Source organism: Streptomyces sp. SAS_270, from assembly GCF_052543295.1.
In genome coordinates, this window is record NZ_JBMNDS010000067.1 from 25840 (window position 1) to 42824 (window position 16985).

The window sequence follows — 16985 nt, forward strand, 5'->3', positions numbered from 1 at the left end:
CCAGGGTCTGATCACGGAGTTCGATCACAGGGTTCGATCACGGGACGAGGTGCAGGCGGTGCGGGGAGCGGTGGATCAGGGTGGGGCGCATGGTCACCGGGTGGTCCCCGGCGAGTCGCAGTCCGGGCAGGCGGCGCGTCAACAGCTCCAGCGTGATGCGGAGTTGCTCGCGGGCCAGCTGCGATCCGGGGCAGCTGTGCACACCCAGGCCGAACGCCAGATGGCGGGCCGGGGCGCGGGTGATGTCGAAGGTGTCGGGTAGCGGGTGCCGGGCGGCATCCCGCCCCGCGGCACCGAAGGCGACGAACATGCTTGACTCCGGCGGGAGTTCCTTGCCCGCCAGGGTGACCGTGCGGGTGGTGACGCGCCGGAAGCCCTGGAGCGCGGTGTCGTAGCGGAGGGCCTCCTCGACGGCCGCCGGAATGCGGTCGGGTTCCGCGCACAGCAGCTCCCACTGCTCCCGGTGGCTCAGGAGGTGGAGCACCGTGGTGCCGATGAGGGCGGCGGTGGTCAGATGGCCGGCGATCAGCAGGTTCTGCAGATGCGCGACGAGTTCGTGCCGCTGATCCAGCGTCAGGTCCCCGTCACCCGGGGCGAGGGAGGTGATCAGCTCGCCCGCGAGATCCTCGCGCCGCTCGCCCTGCCGCCGCCGTACGCAGGCGTCCAGGAGATGCTGCATCGCCACGACGTCCTGAGCGGCGGCCACTTGCTCGTCCTCTTCGAGGGGGCGGAACAGCAACTCCTCCGCGCGGTACCCGCCATGGACGACGGCAGGTACCTCTTCGGGGTCGAGCCCGACGATCCTGCCGATGACGTCGCCGGGCAGGCGTCGCGCGTACGCCGACATCAGCTCGACGTGCCGGTCCTCGGCGAAGGCGTCCACGAGCGAGGCGGCACGCTCGGCGACGTACGGGAGGACGGCCGCGACCCGGGCGGGCGACAGGCCGCGCACGATCGGGGCGCGCAGCCGCTGGTGGAGCACGCCGTCCGCGGTGACGACGACGGGCCGGCCGCCGAAACCCCCGCCCAGCACGGCCAGTGCGGCGGGCGAGGGCACGACGTCCGGCCGCAGCGCGCCCGCCGAGGAGAAGTCGTCGGGCCTGCGCAGCACTTCGCGGACGTCCTCGTCCCGCGCGACGAGCCAGGCGTCCAGCTCGGGGACGTGGACGAGCCCCTCGGACTGCCGCGCCCGTGCGTAGTGCGGGTAGGGATCGCGCTGCAACTCGTCGAGCCCGCTGTGCAGTTGACGGTTCACAGACAGTCGTCCTCCGGGCAGAGGTGTGCGGTCGCGGGACATCGTGCGGTAAGGCGTCGCGCCGGTGACAGGGACGCGCCGTGCTCAGAACACCAGGGTCCAGCCTTCTCGCGCGGCCTGCTCGGCGGTGTAGGAGACGCCGTGCACCTTGAGGCCGTCCGCACCCAGCAGGGTGATCCGGCCGCCGTGGTTGCCCAGTTGGACACCGTCCGTGAGCGGGACGACGAGAGCGGCGCCGGCGGCGAGCGGACCGGCGGGCACCGCGCAGCCGTGGCCGAGCCGGTCGGCTACCTGCCAGCCCGTGAGGTCGACCGGGTCGGGCGAGGCGTTGATGAGCGTGACGGTCTCGGATTCCGGGGCCGGTCCCGGCGGGTTGACCAGGGCGGCGACGACACGGACCGGCCCGCCGCCGGCCTCGGGGCGGGGGTGGCCGGGGTCGAGGGTGTGACCGGTGGCGTCGTCCGTGTGCCAGGCCTGGCTCTGGAAGGCGAGGAAGACGCCGACCCAGCGAGACTGGGCGGGGAAGTGGATCAGCAGTCCGCCGTCCTGCCACACCCCGTCGTCGTCCTCGAAGCGGCGGCTGTTGCCCTGGTTCATATGGATGTCGTGGACGCCGTTGCCCGGCAGGAAGCCGAAGACCTTGTCGCGGACGGCCGGTTCGGGCCCGAAGCGCTCACCGAACACGTACGTCCGGGCGTCCGGGTCGGCGACCGCGCGGCGCACGTAGTGGTCGAGGAGGTCGGCCAGGTCGTTGTCGGGACCGTCCACGTCCGGCGGCAGGGAGCGCATTTTCGCCGGGTCGAAGAGGTTCCCGCGGACGAAGTCGAGGTTCGGTCCGGAGGGCCCCGACGGCAGCCCGTTCCAGCCGGACGCCAGGCCCTCCAGGGCGGCGGTGACGGGGTGCCTGAAGTCGTCGTCGACCAGATAGAGCAGCTCCGAGGGCCGCTCCTGCGACTGCACGTTGACCGCCGCGCGGTAGTGGACTCCCTGATCGTCCGTCAGGTGGATCTGGTAGTGCGGGGTGTCGGCGGAACCCTCTCGTCGGGTGTCGACTGCCCGTGTGATCAAAACGCCGTACGCCTTCAGCGGCATGACGACCAACTCCCCCTGGAGGCGGGCACGTTGCCCACCCCATGCGGGCATGTTAGGGCCCCGGCCGCCACATACCGGCTGGTCCGGTCGAAAATTTACGTCCCTCTCGCCCGCCTACGATCACCCCGTGGCCCTCTTCCTGCTGGAACGCACGTCTCCGCTTCCCCCCGCCGAGAGCTGGCGGCGGCTCACGGCCTGGCCACGCCATGCCGACGTCGTCCCGCTGACCCGTGTCAGCGTGGTCACGCCTCCGCCGACCCGGGTGGGCACGGTGTTCGTGGCGCGGTCCGGGGTCGGTCCGGTGGCGTTCGACGACCCGATGGAGGTCGTCGTATGGCAGCCGCCCGAGGACGGCGCGCCGGGCCGGTGCCGCCTGGCCAAGCGCGGCACGTTCGTCACCGGCTGGGCCGAGATCGAGGTCCATCCGTCGGACGGCGGCGGCTCGCGCGTGGTGTGGCGGGAGGAGCTGCTGGTGCGCCGGCTGCCGGGGTTCCTCGACCGGCCGCTGGCCTGGACGGCGCGGCGGATGTTCGGGCGCGCGGCGGAGGGGTTGCTGCGAGCGGGCTGACCTTCGGCGTCGACTTCGGCATCGACCGTGACGTCGGCATCGGCACCGGCATCGGTTTGAGGTCGGCATCGGCATCGGCCCTGACTTCGGCATCGGCGCCCGCCTGGCTCGCGACTCGCCCTGGACGCCGCCGTGACCGCGACGGCCGGCGCAGGAGGGGAGCCACCCGGGGATCACGGTCTGCCCGGGTCGGGATCCCCGTTCGCGGCGACCGCCAGTTTGTCGCCGCGCTCGCGGTCGCCGTCGCCCCTGGTGCTGAGAATCGTGTCGCAGACCTCGCGCAGCTTGTCCGTCGCCTGCTTCGAGAAGAGGCCGCACAGGCCCGCGATGCCGCAGAAGCCGTACGGATTGGTCGCCCCGGCGCCCGAGCTGCCGGCGAACAGGCCGCCGCGCAGCAGGAAGTACACCAGCAGGGCCAGCGCCACACCGATACCGGCCCTGAGCAGGTACCACCACAGCCAGCTCGCGTAGAGCCGCCTGTTGCCCACATAGGTCGCGAACGACGTGGCCGCGTGGACGAAGCTGCCCAGGCCGCTGCAGAGGATCACCGCGAGCAGCATCGCGGTGTCGGCGGTGAGCGACCACCCCCCGAGCCCGAAGGGCGACCAGGATGACGCCCCGGCGCCCGCGCCCCCGTCCGTGCCGGGCTGGACCAGGCCGAGCATCACCGGCCACAGACTCACGAGAGCTCCGCATACGAACACCAGGTCGACCAGGAGAAAGACACCCAGTACGGCAGTGGCCACCGGCGACAGACAACGCCCGTTCGCCGTGCCGCCGTCGCCGCCCTGGACCGCGGCCTGTTCCTCCGTCGCCCCGCTCAACTTCCCGCCCCCGATGAGTTCTTGTCATGCCGACGCCCCGGCGCCCCACCCTGCCTCTCCACCGGTGCACCTGCAAGTTCGGGCGCCAACTGGGATGCCGGGGTGACCACTAGACTCATGAGACTGGGGCGGCGCGACACATTCTGGAGATGGTTCAGTGGCGATCGACGAGGTGAGCACCGGCGACGAGGACGATCTCGTCACCCGCCTGAAGACGCTGCTGATCAAGGGAGACAAGCCCGTCGCCTTCATCACCGGCTCCGGCATCAGCTTCGGGGCGGTCGACGGCGTCGGCAAGATCGTGGAGAACATGCGCAAACTGGTCGACGACGCGGCGGCGCGCGACCGGTTCGATCGGAAGGTCGTCGGCGCCACGGCCGGCGAAAGGTACCAACAGGCCGCGGACTTCGTGGAGTTCAACCTCGGACAGGACGAACTGAACAAGGTCATCCGGCAGGCCGTGCTGCGCGCCTGCACCGGAAAGAGCACTGCCGCGAGGACGAGCCTCTACCGGCGCAACGACCCCGCGGAACTCATCGCCCTCGAAGACCAAACCGACCTGTGGAAGCTCACCCCGGGCGTGGAGGCGCTGGGCCGGCTGCTGCGCCATCTGCCCGCCGAGCGCCGGGGGCCGGTGATCACGACGAACTTCGACCCGCTGCTGGAGATCGCCGTCGCCAAGGCCGGAGGCCGGCCGAACTTCCAGTACTTCGACCTCGACGGCAAGTTGATGCGTCCCCACCACAAGGACCAGGTCAACATCGCGCATGTGCACGGGTACTGGTGCTGGGGCGACACCCTGCACACCGCAACTCAGCTGCAGAAGAAGCGGCCACAACTGCACGGCAGCCTCCGGGAATCGCTCCAGGGGCACACCGTGGTGGTGGTCGGCTACAGCGGGTGGGACGACGCCTTCTCCCGGTCGCTGCGCGAGCGCGTGCTCGAACAGAACACCCAGGGCAGCGACCTGATCTGGTGCTCGTTTCCGAAGCTCACCGCAGACGACTTCTCCGCCGGGCTCTTCCAGGAGCTGCACTCGCTGCCGAGGACGTACTTCTACGACGTCATCGACGCCAACAAGGTGTTCCCACGCCTGCTCGGCGAATACCTGGCCGCCCTCCCCCAGCCCGGCCTGAAGGGCTGGCGGCACCTGGACAACGCCTTCCTCGACAAGGAGGCGCGCGCCCCGCACGACGAGAACGACGTGATCGGGTTCTTCGACGGCGCGGAGCCGGGCTGGCGCACGGCCCTCGACTCCCGGGTGCCCCGCCTCGCCCTGGTCGAGGAGTTGACCGGCCGGGTGCGCGACTGCCTCGACGGCGTGCTCGACAAGCGGATCGTGGCCGCGGTGGCCCCCATGGGCGAGGGGAAGAGCATCACGCTGCGCCAGGCGACGGTCGACCTGCTGCGGTCCCGCGACGACATCACGGTCTACTGGCGGGAGCCCGGGTCCGCGATCGATCCCGACGCGGTCCTGGCGCTGCCGCAGCGTCCGGATCACCACATCCTGCTGGTGAGCGACGACGGGGCCCTCGTCGTCGACGATCTGCAGCGGCTCAGCCTGGCGTGCACGGCCCGGGGCCGCACGGACGTCCATGTGCTGCTGACCGCGCAGGAGCGCGAGTGGCGCGACCAGGGCGCCGCAGGACGGCTGCGCCCGACCCTGGAAACCCTCTCCGGCACCGGCCTCACGGAACCGGACGGACAGACCCTCGTCACCGCCTGGGAGCAGCTGGGCGCCCTGGGCGAACTCGAGGGGACGCCGCCGGACGAGCGCGCGGGGCGGCTGGTCGAGCTGGCCGCGGCGTCCTACGGGCAACGGGACAGCGCGCTGGTGGGCGCCATGCTCCAACTGCGCTACGGACCGCTGCTGCGCGCCCATGTGGGCACGCTGCTCCAGCGGCTCAAGGCGTACACCCCGGTCGGGAACTGCTCGCTGCGCGAGTGCTTTCTGATGATCGCCATACTCCACACCGCCTGTCTGCGCGCCAGGTTCAAGGCGCCCCCGCTGTCCCGGCGAGTCCTCGCCCGGGCCGTGGGGCTGAAGTCGCCGGACGCCGTCGAGTGGGAGATCACCGACCCGCTGGGCAAGGAGGCGGCTGCGTCCGGCCATGGCCCCGCGCTGTGGGTCCGCCACCCCTCCATCGCGGATGCCGCCCTCGACATCAGCAAGGAGCAGGACCCGGGGGAACTCGCCGCGGTCGTCCGGAAGTTGGTCACCGCCGCCGTGGAGATCGCCCAGGAGACCGGCACGTTCGACGACGACCTCCACGCGGCCGCGTACCTGTCGCTGCGCCTGTCCGCGCCGAACGAGAAGCGCTTCACACAGGAGTCCGTGGCGGCCGCCGAGGCCGCGGTGACCGCCTCACCCCGGCGGCTCAGCTTCCGCACGGCTCAGATCACCGTGCTGCGCCGCGCGGACCGTATCGACGACGCGCTGGTCGTCGCCGCCCGCACCTGCCGTGAACTGGCGTCCATGACGGACCGCGAGTCGGAGATCAAGTTCTTCCCGGCGTGGGGCGCCGCCGCCGGACAGGCCAGACAGTACGCCTCCAACATCCTGCTCTGCGGCGTCACCCTGCCACTGTCGGAGCACGAACAGGACGTGGTCGTACGGCTGTTGGGGATGGGGGTGGGACTGGCCGAACTGCACAAGGAGACGTCCGACCCCGTCCTGCTCGACGCGCTGCGCGGTGTCGTGGGGCTGGTGTCGGCGCGCCGGCTCACCGCGCGAAGGACGGGCCATCTGAACCGGCACCGCCAGTACCTCGCGACGCAGACGGCCTCACCGCCCCTTGAGGGCGCCGATGCCTGGGCGGCGGTGCAGGCGGCGGTGGACGCGCTGGTGCCGACGGCCGATCCCTCCCTCGCTCCCCTGTTGGGCAAGGGAAAGCGGTCGGTGCTCCCCCGCAAGGGGCTCCTGTGACCCACGCCTGCGCACCTCGGGGCGAGGTGCCGTGCGGTCAGGCCTTTCCCCGCCCCTGAGTCATGCCGGCGAGCCGCCGCGTCATGCCACCGGGCCGCCGCTGCGTCATGCCACCGAGCCGATCCTGGCCGGCTGCGCCGTCACGTCGTGGTGGATCGGCGTGTGCGCGCCGGTGAGGGAGACGCCGCTGCCGCCCCGCCGGTTGGCGACGATCTCCGAGGCGATGGACAGGGCCGTCTCCTCGGGCGTACGTGCGCCGAGGTCGAGGCCGATCGGCGACCTGAGGCGGGCCAACTCCAGCTCGGTGACACCGACTTCGCGCAGCCGCTCGTTGCGGTCCAGGTGGGTGCGGCGCGAGCCCATCGCGCCGACGTAGGCCACCGGCAGCCTGAGCGCGAGCCGGAGCAGCGGGATGTCGAATTTCGCGTCGTGGGTCAGGACGCACAGTACCGTCCGGGCGTCGACCCGGGTGCCCTCCAGGTACTGGTGCGGCCACTCGACGACGATCTCGTCGGCGTCGGGGAAGCGGGCGGCGGTGGCGAAGACCGGGCGGGCGTCGCAGACCGTCACGTGGTAGTTCAGGAACTTGCCGATGCGCACCAGCGCGGAGGCGAAGTCGATCGCGCCGAAGACGATCATCCGGGGCGGCGGGACCGACGACTCGACGAGCACGGTGAGCGGTGCTCCGCACCGAGAGCCCTGCTCTCCTATCTCCACGGTGCCGGTGCGGCCGGCGTCCAGGAAGGCGCCCGCCTCCCCGACCACGGTCCGGTCGAGCTCGGGATGGGCGCCGAATGAGCCCTCGTAGGACCCGTCGGGACGGACGAGCAGTGCGCGGCCCAGCAGATCGGCGGGCCCGGACACGATCCGCGCGACCGCCGCCGCTGCCCCAACAGCAGCGACGGCCAGCGCGTCCGCGATCACCTCACGCCCCGGGTCGGACGCCCGGACCGGGGTCACCAATATGTCGATGTTGCCGCCGCAGGTCAGTCCCACGGCGAAGGCGTCCTCGTCGCTGTATCCGAAGCGCTCCAGGACGGTCTCGCCGTCCGCCAGCGCCTGCGTGCACAGTTCGTAGACCGCTCCCTCCACGCAACCGCCGGAGACCGAGCCGATCGCCGTGCCGTCGGCGTCCACCGCGAGGGCGGCGCCCGGCAGGCGGGGCGCGCTGCCGCCGACGGCCACCACGGTGGCCACGGCGAAGTCACGTCCCTGCTCGACCCACCGGTGCAGCTCCTCGGCGATGTCCAGCATGTCTCGGTCTCCTTAACAGGGGTTGTGTGGAGGGTACTTGGACGTCAGTGGACGCCCATCCAGCTCTCGATCGGGTTGAGGGCGAAGAAGACGAGGAAGATCACCGTCAGCCCCCACATGAACGCCCCGATCTCCCGGGCCTTGCCCTGGGCGACCTTGATGGCGGCGTACGACAGGACTCCGGCCGCGACGCCCGCGGTGATGGAGTACGTGAACGGCATGATCACGACAGTCAGGAACACCGGGATCGCGGTGGCGCGATCGGCCCAGTCCACATGGCGGGCGTTCATCATCATCATGGCGCCGATGACCACCAGGGCGGCCGCCGCGACCTCGCCGGGCACGATCGCCGTCAGCGGTGTGAAGAAGAGGCAGGCCGCGAAGAACAGTCCGGTGACCACGGACGAGAGGCCGGTTCGGGCGCCCTCGCCGACGCCCGTCGCGGACTCGACGAACACCGTCTGGCCGGACGCGCCGGCCACCCCGCCGACCGCTCCGCCCGCGCCGTCGATGAACAGCGCCTTGGACAGGCCCGGCATGCGGCCCTGAGCGTCGGCGAGCTTGGCCTCGGTGCCGACGCCGATGATGGTGGCCATCGCGTCGAAGAACCCGGCGAGCACCAGCGTGAAGACGATCATGCCGACCGTCATCGCGCCGACGTCGCCCCAGCCGCCGAACTCGACGTCGCCGAAGAGCGAGAAGTCCGGCATCGAGACCGCGCTGCCGTGCAGTTCGGGAGCGCCGCTCGCCCACTGCGTGGGGGCGATGACGTCGAGGGCGTTGAGGATCACGGCGAGGACCGTGCCCGAGACGATGCCGATCAGGATGGCGCCGGGGATGCCCCGGGCCTGGAGCATGAAGATGAGGAGCAGGGTCGCCGCGAAGAGCAGGACCGGCCAGCCGGCGAGTTCACCGCCGGGGCCGAGGGTGACCGGGGTCGCCTTGCCCTGGTGCACGAAGCCGGCCTTGTAGAAGCCGATCAGTGCGACGAACAGGCCGATGCCCATGGTGATCGCGTGCTTGAGTGCCAGCGGGATCGCGTTCATGATCATCTCGCGCAGGCCGGTGACGACCAGGAGCATGATGACCACGCCGTAGATCACGCACATGCCCATGGCCTGCGGCCAGGTCATCTGCGGGGCTACCTGCGAGGAGAGCACACCGGAGACGGAGAGTCCGGCGGCCAGGGCGAGCGGCACCTTGCCGAAGAAGCCCATCAGAAGCGTGCTGAAGGCCGCCGCGAACGCGGTGGCGGTGATGAGCGGCTGCTGGCCGAGCGTGTGTCCCGCCACGTCCTTGCCGGACAGGATCAGCGGGTTGAGCAGCAGGATGTACGCCATCGCCATGAAGGTGGTGACGCCGCCGCGCACCTCACGCGCGACCGAGCTGCCTCTCTGGGATATGTGAAAGTACCGGTCGAGCCAGGACCGTCCGGCGGGGACGCGGCTACCCGCGCCCGCGTCGTCCGCGACGGTCTCCGGCTCCAGTGACTGCTGGGTCATGATGCCTGACTCCCAAGGTTCACAGGGGCACCCGCGTCGCCCTGACGGCGGCGGGATTTGGGAAGGTGCTTCGGCTGCACGACCGGGGGACGGCCCGATACGAACACAGGGTGGTACTCGGGTGTTGCTGAGGTGGTGCGTCAAGTCCCGCGAGCGGTGCGGTACTCGAGTACTCCGGGCGGCGCGGCGAAGTGTGACGTTCCCTGCGCCGCCCGGAGAGCCTTACGCCTTGCCCGTGAGGTGCTCGGGACGTACCGGCGTGCGGTTGAGCTCCAGACCGGTCGCGTTCCGGATCGCCGCGAGGACGGCCGGGGTGGACGACAGGGTCGGGGCCTCGCCGATGCCACGGAGCCCGTAGGGGGCGTGGTCGTCGGCGAGTTCGAGCACGTCGACGGGGATGGTCGGCGTGTCGAGAATCGTGGGGAGCAGGTAGTCCGTGAAGGAGGGGTTCCTGACCTTCGCGGTCTTGGGATCGACGACGATCTCCTCCATGACCGCGATGCCCATGCCCTGGAGGGTGCCGCCCTGGATCTGGCCGACGACGGACAGTGGGTTGAGGGCCTTGCCGACGTCCTGGGCGCAGGCCAGCTCGATGACCTTGACCAGGCCGAGCTCGGTGTCGACCTCGACGACGGCGCGGTGCGCGGCGAAGGTGTACTGGACGTGGCCGAAGCCCTGTCCGGTGCGCAGGTCGAAGGGCTCCGTGGGACGGTGCCGCCACTCGGCCTCGACCTCGACGGACTCGTCCTCCAGTACGTCGGCCAGGTCCGCGAGGACCTCACCGCCGTCGGTGACGACCTTGCCGCCCTCCAGGAGGAGTTCGGCCGTCGCCCAGGCCGGGTGGTACGTACCGAACTTGCGGCGGCCGATCTCCAGGACCTTCTCGCGCACCAGCTCGCAGGAGTTCTTGACGGCGCCACCGGTGACGTACGTCTGACGCGAGGCGGATGTCGAACCGGCGCTGCCCACCTGCGTGTCGGCCGGGTGGATGGTCACCTGGGTGACGCCCAGCTCGGTGCGGGCGATCTGCGCGTGGACGGTGACGCCGCCCTGGCCGACCTCCGCCATCGCGGTGTGCACGGTGGCGACGGGCTCACCGCCGACGACCTCCATGCGGACCTTGGCGGTGGAGTAGTCGTCGAAGCCCTCGGAGAAGCCGACGTTCTTGATGCCGACCGCGTAGCCCACACCCCGTACGACGCCTTCGCCGTGCGTGGTGTTGGACAGGCCGCCCGGCAGCTGCCGTACGTCGGCCGCCTCGCCTGCCGCGAGCCACTGCTGCTCGGGCGGCATCGGCATCGCCTTGACGCGGCGCAGGAGTTCGGCGACCGGGGCCGGCGAGTCGACGGCCTGCCCGGTGGGCATGATCGTGCCCTGCTCCATCGCGTTGAGCTGACGGAAGGCGACCCGGTCCATGCCCACCTTGTCGGCGAGCTTGTCCATCTGCGCCTCGTAGGCGAAGCACGCCTGCACCGCGCCGAAGCCGCGCATGGCGCCGCAGGGCGGGTTGTTGGTGTAGAGGGCGACGGCCTCGATGTCGACGTCGTCGATGACGTAGGGACCCGCGCCCAGCGAGGACGCGTTGCCGACGACCGCCGGGGAGGCCGACGCGTACGCGCCGCCGTCCAGGACGATCCTGGCCTTGAGGTGGGTGAGCTTGCCGTCCTTGGTGGCCCCGTGCTCGTACTGGAGCTTCGCGGGGTGGCGGTGGACGTGTCCGAAGAAGGACTCGAAGCGGTTGTAGACGATCTTGACCGGCTTGTTGGTACGGAGTGCCAGCAGACAGGCGTGGATCTGCATCGACAGGTCCTCGCGGCCGCCGAAGGCGCCGCCGACGCCGGAGAGCGTCATACGGACCTTGTCCTCGGGCAGGCCGAGGACCGGGGCGATCTGCTTGAGGTCGGAGTGCAGCCACTGGGTGGCGATGTAGAGCTCGACGCCGCCGTCCTCGGCGGGTACGGCGAGACCGGACTCCGGGCCGAGGAAGGCCTGGTCCTGCATGCCGAAGGTGTACTCGCCCCTGACGACGAAGTCGGCCTTCTTGGCGGCCTCCTCGACGTTGCCGCGGACGATCGGCTGGCGGTGCACGATGTTCGGGTGCGGGACATGACCGATGTGGTGGTCGTCGCGGCCTTCGTGGACCAGGATCGCGTCGGGGGCGGTCGCGGACGCCTCGTCCGTGATGACCGGCAGCTCCCGGTACTCCACCTTGATCTTGGCGGCGGCGCGGCGCGCGGTCTCCGGGTGGTCGGCGGCGACGATCGCGACGGGCTCGCCGTGGTGGCGGACCTTGCCGTGCGCGAGGACCGGGGTGTCCTGGATCTCCAGGCCGTAGTTCTTCACGTCGGTCGGCAGGTCGTCGTACGTCATGACGGCGTAGACGCCTGGCGTGGCGAGGGCCTCGCCGGTGTCGATCGACACGATCTCGGCGTGCGCGACCGGGGAGCGCAGGATCTGGCCCCAGAGCATGTCCTCGTGCCACATGTCGGACGAGTACGCGAACTCGCCGGTGACCTTGAGCGTGCCGTCCGGGCGGAGCGTGGACTCGCCGATGCCGCCCTTCGTCTTGGAGCCCTGCGTGATGTTGGTGGGCGTACCAGTCGTACCCATGGTCAGACCGCCTCAGACTGCCGGGCGGCCGCGAGGCGGACCGCGTCCATGATCTTCTCGTAGCCGGTGCAGCGGCACAGGTTGCCCGAGAGCGCCTCGCGGATGTCCGCGTCGGTCGGGTTCGGGTTGTTCTCCAGCATCTCGTCGGCTGCGACCAGCAGCCCGGGGGTGCAGAAGCCGCACTGCACGGCGCCGGCGTCGATGAACGCCTGCTGGATGGGGGCGAGTTCGGTGCCCTCACCGGTGTGGGAGTCCTGCGGTTTCGACTCCCACTGCCGGGCGTCCTGGAGCGAGGTGCCGCAGGCGCCGGAGGCGCAACCGCCGTGCTCCGCGCGCTGCTTGGCGAAGTCGGCGAGGCCCTCGACGGTGACGACCTCGCGGCCCTCGACCTGACCGGCCGCCACCAGACACGAGCACACCGGCACGCCGTCGAGGCGGACCGTGCAGGAGCCGCACTCGCCCTGCTCGCAGGCGTTCTTGGAGCCGGGCAGGCCCATCCGCTCGCGCAGCACGTACAGCAGGGACTCGCCCTCCCACACGTCGTCGGCTTCCTGCGGACGGCCGTTGACCGTGAAATTGACGCGCATTACGCGACTCCCTCCGTGCGGGCGGCGCTGCCGCGGTAGGACTCCCACGCCCAGGCCAGGGTGCGGCGGGCCATGATGCCGACCGCGTGGCGGCGGTAGCTCGCCGTGCCCCGGACGTCGTCGATAGGGTTGCAGGCGGCGGAGCAGAGGTCCGCGAACTGCTTGGCGACCGACGGGGTGATGATCTTGCCGTTGTCCCAGAAGCCGCCCTCGTCGAGCGCCGCGTTCAGGAACTCCTCGGCGGACTGGGCGCGGACCGGGGTCGGCGCGGCCGAGCCGATGCCGGTGCGGACCGTACGGGTCTCGGGGTGCAGCGCCAGACCGAAGGCGCAGACGGCGATGACCATCGCGTTGCGCGTGCCGACCTTGGAGTACTGCTGCGGGCCGTCCGCCTTCTTGATGTGCACGGCCCTGATGAGCTCGTCCGGGGCGAGCGCGTTGCGCTTCACGCCGGTGTAGAACGCGTCGATCGGGATCAGCCGGGTGCCTCGTACGGACTCGGCCTCGACCTCGGCGCCCGCGGCGAGGAGGGCGGGGTGGGCGTCACCGGCCGGGGAGGCGGTGCCGAGGTTGCCGCCGACGCCGCCACGGTTGCGGATCTGCGGGGAGGCCACGGTGTGCGAGGCCAGGGCCAGGCCGGGCAGCTCGCCGCGCAGGTTCTCCATGATCCTGGCGTACGGCACGGAGGCGCCGAGCCGGACGCTCTCCCCGCCGACCTCCCACTCGCTCAGCTCGCCGATGCGGTTCAGGTCCAGGAGGTACTCGGGCCGGCGGTGGTCGAAGTTGATCTCGACCATCACATCGGTGCCACCCGCAATCGGCACAGCGGTGGGGTGCTCGGCCTTGGCGGCGAGCGCCTCCTCCCAGCTGGCGGGGCGAAGGAAGTCCATGAGTGGCTCTCTTCTTCGTAATCGTGGGTCGTTCTGTTTGAGCCAGATCGTGTGCGGCGGGCTGGGCTCGTTCATGTGCTGTTCACGCGGATTGACGCCAGTACACAGGGCCGTGCTCCACCGGGGTCAGTCACCGAAACCATGAAGGAGTTGGCTGGCCAGGGTGGTCATCTTGTAGATTCGTATGAACGGAGGTCATCAGTAACCTCCTCGTTTTTCTCTGGAAACGCCGGACACAGTCCCGGGAGCGGAAGGCCTGGCTCTCAAAAGCCCAGGACACAGCCTCGGAGGGGTCGGGACCACGGTCCTCGCGCCTTCGCGGTACCGCATTCCGGAACCCGGGCAGCCGCTCGCCGGATGCTCACCTTCTGACACCTTCAGATCCATCGTAGATTTCGAGACAAGATCGGCGGCGACGAGACATGCGGCTGCGCGCACTGCTGGAGACCGACGCGCTGGGGCTGCGGCTGCTCGGCGGCGAGGACGAGCTGGACCGCACCGTGCGCGGTGTGATGACCACCGACCTCAAGGACCCCAGCCGCTACCTCTCGGGTGGCGAGCTGGTCCTCACAGGCCTCGCCTGGCGGCACGACGCGGCGGACTCCGAGCCCTTCGTGCGGATCCTCGCGGGCGCCGGCGTCGCGGGTCTCGCCGCCGGTGAGGCCGAGCTCGGCGACGTCCCCGACGACCTGGTGCTCGCCTGTGCGCGCCACCGGCTGCCGCTGTTCGCCGTGAACGAGTCGGTGGCCTTCGCGACCATCACCGAGTACGTCGTACGGCAGGTCTCGGGCGAGCGTGCCGGGGACCTGGCCGCCGTGGTGGACCGGCACCGCCGGATGATGACCTCGGGCCCGGCCGGCGGCGGCCCGGACGTGGTCCTGGACCTGCTCGGCTCCGACCTGGATCTGCGGGCCTGGGTGCTCTCGCCCACCGGACGGCCCATCGCGGGCTCGAAACTCGCCGGGCAGGCGCTGCCCGCCGATGTGTGCGCCAAGCTCGCCGCCGAGCATCTGGCGGCGGTGCGCACCGGGCGGCGCGGGCCGCACCGGGTGGCGGTGGGCTCGGCGACGTACTCACTCTTCCCGATCCGCTCCGCCGGCCGCTCCGCGGGCGCCGCCCGCGACGTACGGGAGAGCGTGCTGTCCGACTGGCTGCTGGCCGTGGAGGCGGACGCCGGGGACTGGCCCGCGGAGCGTCTGGACCTGCTGCAGGGCGTCACCCAGCTGATCGCGGTCGAGCGGGACCGGCGGGACGCGGCCCGCACGGTGCGGCGGCGGCTCGCGCAGGAAGTCCTGGAACTGGTGCAGACCGGCGCGGCGCCCGCGGAGATCGCGGCGCGGCTGAGGGTCGCGGCGCCGGTGCTGCTGCCCGGGCTCGGGGCGGCGCCGCACTGGCAGGTCGTGGTGGCCCGGGTGGAGTGGGAGGGCGGCGCGATCGAGGGCGGTCCGGTGGCCCAGTCGCTGCTGGAGGAGATCCTGGTCGACCCGCTGACGGTCGGCCCCGAGCCCTCCGACCGCATAGCGGTGGCCCACACGGGTGACGAGGCGATCGCGCTCGTCCCTCTTCCGGCGGTGTCGACCGAGCACGACGGCTCCGAGTCCGGAGTCCTCGCCGACACGCTGCTGGAGGCCGTCCGGGACCCGCTGTCGGCCGGCCTCGACGACGGCCGGGTCACCCTCGGCGTCAGCGCCGCGGTGCACTCGGCGGAGGGCCTGCGCGGCGCCCTGGAGGAGGCACGGCACGCCCGCCGGGTGGCCGCCGCCCGCCCCGGCCGGGTCTGCGCCGCCGGGCACCAGGAGCTGGCCTCGCACGTCCTGCTGCTCCCGTTCGTCCCGGACGACGTGCGCCGCGCCTTCACGGCCCGTCTCCTGGACCCGCTGCGGGACTACGACCGACGCCACCGCGCCGAGCTGATCCCCACCCTGGAGGCGTTCCTGGACTGCGACGGCTCGTGGACACGCTGCGCCGCCCGTCTGCACCTGCACGTCAACACGCTGCGCTACCGAGTGGGCCGTATCGAGCAGTTGACGAGCCGGGACCTCTCCCGACTGGAGGACAAGCTGGATTTCTTCCTGGCGTTGCGGATGAGTTGAGGTCACGCGGGCCTGCGGCGAACGGCACGAAGTGCCGCCGTCGGCCCGCCACTTGTCCCACGACTTTGTGAAATCTTTCACCCACCCTCTTGGCCCGGCGCCGGAATTCGTGCTGAGATGCCGCCACCACTCAACAGCTCAATGGCGTGCTCGGGGAGGGCAACGTGGCGCATACCGCCATGTCTGGTGCCGGAACGACTGCAGGGGACGATCCACTCCAGACCGCGGTATGGCGGCTGCGCTCGCGTGCCTGCTGGGCCGACGCGGCCGCCCTGCTGCCACCGCACACCGCGGCGGCCGCGCTGCAAAGAGCGTCGCTCCTCGTCGAGCGTTGCCTGTACACCGAGCAGGGCTGGGCCGAGGCCGAGGACGCGTTGCGTACGGCGGAGGCGCTGGCCCAGAGCGACGACGAGCGGGGCGCCGCGGCCTGCGAGCGCGGACAGCTCGCCTACGCGGCCACGCTGCTCGCCGTGCGCGACCGGGCCGACGAGGCGCAGACCGCGCTGGGCCGGGCCGCCGCGCTGATCGCTCCGGGCGCGCCCGGGCGGGCTCTGCTCGACTTCCGGCGCGGGCTGCTCGCCGAGAACCTCACGCGCTCCCCGCAGGGCGCCCGCGCCGCCTACCGGCGCGCGCACGCCGGGGCCACCGCCCACGACGACCCCCTGCTGCTCTCCTTCACCTGGCGCCACCTCGCCGGACTCGCCCTGCGCGACGGCGAGTTGGCCGAGGCCCGGCACGGCTTCAGCGAATCCCTGCGCATCCGCGAGGAGTTGGGCTACCTCGTGGGTACGGCCCCGGCGCTGGCCTCATTGGCCGACGCGGAGGCCGAGCCCGAGGCGTCCCGGCTGCGGGCCGAGGCGGGACGCCTGTTCCGGCTCCTGGGCGGCGTACCGACGTGGCTGGCACGGCAGTTGACGCCGCCGCCGGCCACGGTTCAGCCCTGAGGCGGGTGGGACCCGCCTACAGGTCGCGCATGAACTCCAGTGCGGTGGCACGGAGTTCGGGGTCACGGGCCAGGAAGAACCCGACGGCCACGAGGGCCAGGAACCCGAGGAAGCTGCGCAGACTGCCGCTCCGGCCCGTGTAGTACACCGGAGCCGGGTAGTGCGTGCGCGGCGCCCCCGGGTGCCTGGTGTGCGCGCGGGCCGTGTCGTGCATCGCGCGGTGGGTGCGCACATGCTGCTGATGGATCTGCTGGGCCTGCTGAGCTTGCTGCATCGCCTGCCAGGACGAGTCGGGCATCGGATTCTCCCCCGCTTTCACTCCGGCTCTCGCCGCGTACCGGTGAGCACGCCAGGAGGCGGGGCCGGGTTCCCGGGAACGGGGCATGTCGCACGTCCTGTACGCAGCTGTGACATGGGCTACGGGAAGCGGACATACCGGC

At 71.3% G+C, this 16985-nt stretch carries 13 protein-coding genes; 4 read left to right on the forward strand and 9 right to left on the reverse strand.

Annotation, left to right across the window (positions count from 1 at the left end):
- Positions 1 to 37: 37 nt before the first annotated feature.
- On the reverse strand, positions 38 to 1255 hold the full coding sequence (locus tag ACN6LB_RS33555; RefSeq protein ID WP_445029123.1) for a cytochrome P450: 1218 nt from the start codon (positions 1253 to 1255) through the stop codon (positions 38 to 40).
- Positions 1256 to 1339: 84 nt separating this feature from the next.
- Positions 1340 to 2347: a DUF2278 family protein gene (locus ACN6LB_RS33560; protein ID WP_445029124.1), complete on the reverse strand. Its 1008-nt coding sequence runs from the start codon at positions 2345 to 2347 to the stop codon at positions 1340 to 1342.
- A 127-nt stretch (positions 2348 to 2474) separates the two neighbouring features.
- Here ACN6LB_RS33560 and ACN6LB_RS33565 point away from each other — a divergent pair, with 127 nt between their 5' ends.
- A complete protein-coding gene (locus ACN6LB_RS33565) occupies positions 2475 to 2915 on the forward strand; it encodes an SRPBCC family protein (protein ID WP_445029125.1) in 441 nt (146 codons plus the stop codon).
- Between the two features lie 173 nt (positions 2916 to 3088).
- Here the strand turns inward: ACN6LB_RS33565 and ACN6LB_RS33570 are convergent, their stop codons facing one another.
- Positions 3089 to 3739, reverse strand: coding sequence for a hypothetical protein (locus ACN6LB_RS33570; protein ID WP_445029126.1), 651 nt, complete (start codon positions 3737 to 3739; stop codon positions 3089 to 3091).
- A gap of 157 nt (positions 3740 to 3896) precedes the next feature.
- On the opposite strand from ACN6LB_RS33570, the gene ACN6LB_RS33575 reads away from it, so the two are divergent.
- Positions 3897 to 6665: a P-loop NTPase gene (locus ACN6LB_RS33575; protein WP_445029127.1), complete on the forward strand. Its 2769-nt coding sequence runs from the start codon at positions 3897 to 3899 to the stop codon at positions 6663 to 6665.
- Positions 6666 to 6770: 105 nt separating this feature from the next.
- Here the strand turns inward: ACN6LB_RS33575 and ACN6LB_RS33580 are convergent, their stop codons facing one another.
- The 5 genes from ACN6LB_RS33580 to ACN6LB_RS33600 all read right to left on the reverse strand — a co-directional run bounded on the left by ACN6LB_RS33580 (position 6771) and on the right by ACN6LB_RS33600 (position 13508).
- Positions 6771 to 7919, reverse strand: a complete 1149-nt coding sequence (locus ACN6LB_RS33580) for an XdhC family protein (RefSeq protein WP_445029128.1) — start codon at positions 7917 to 7919, stop codon at positions 6771 to 6773.
- A gap of 44 nt (positions 7920 to 7963) precedes the next feature.
- Complete coding sequence (locus tag ACN6LB_RS33585; RefSeq protein WP_445029129.1) at positions 7964 to 9421, reverse strand: NCS2 family permease; 1458 nt, start codon at positions 9419 to 9421, stop codon at positions 7964 to 7966.
- A 222-nt stretch (positions 9422 to 9643) separates the two neighbouring features.
- Positions 9644 to 12031, reverse strand: coding sequence for a xanthine dehydrogenase family protein molybdopterin-binding subunit (locus ACN6LB_RS33590; RefSeq protein WP_445029130.1), 2388 nt, complete (start codon positions 12029 to 12031; stop codon positions 9644 to 9646).
- Positions 12032 to 12033: 2 nt separating this feature from the next.
- Entirely contained in the window at positions 12034 to 12618 is a 585-nt protein-coding gene (locus ACN6LB_RS33595) for a (2Fe-2S)-binding protein (protein ID WP_356136590.1), read from the reverse strand.
- Complete coding sequence (locus ACN6LB_RS33600) at positions 12618 to 13508, reverse strand: FAD binding domain-containing protein (protein WP_445029131.1); 891 nt, start codon at positions 13506 to 13508, stop codon at positions 12618 to 12620. Before ACN6LB_RS33600 ends, ACN6LB_RS33595 begins: the two co-directional genes overlap by 1 nt.
- Before the next feature lie 422 nt (positions 13509 to 13930).
- Between ACN6LB_RS33600 and ACN6LB_RS33605 the strand changes: the two genes are divergently transcribed.
- Complete coding sequence (locus ACN6LB_RS33605; RefSeq protein WP_445029132.1) at positions 13931 to 15601, forward strand: PucR family transcriptional regulator; 1671 nt, start codon at positions 13931 to 13933, stop codon at positions 15599 to 15601.
- A gap of 164 nt (positions 15602 to 15765) precedes the next feature.
- Positions 15766 to 16545, forward strand: coding sequence for a hypothetical protein (locus tag ACN6LB_RS33610; RefSeq protein ID WP_445029133.1), 780 nt, complete (start codon positions 15766 to 15768; stop codon positions 16543 to 16545).
- A 16-nt stretch (positions 16546 to 16561) separates the two neighbouring features.
- On the opposite strand, the gene ACN6LB_RS33615 is transcribed toward ACN6LB_RS33610, so the two are convergent.
- The gene (locus ACN6LB_RS33615) at positions 16562 to 16843 is read right to left on the reverse strand and encodes a hypothetical protein (protein WP_445029134.1); all 282 of its coding nucleotides are present in this window, start codon (positions 16841 to 16843) and stop codon (positions 16562 to 16564) included.
- Positions 16844 to 16985 lie beyond the last annotated feature (142 nt).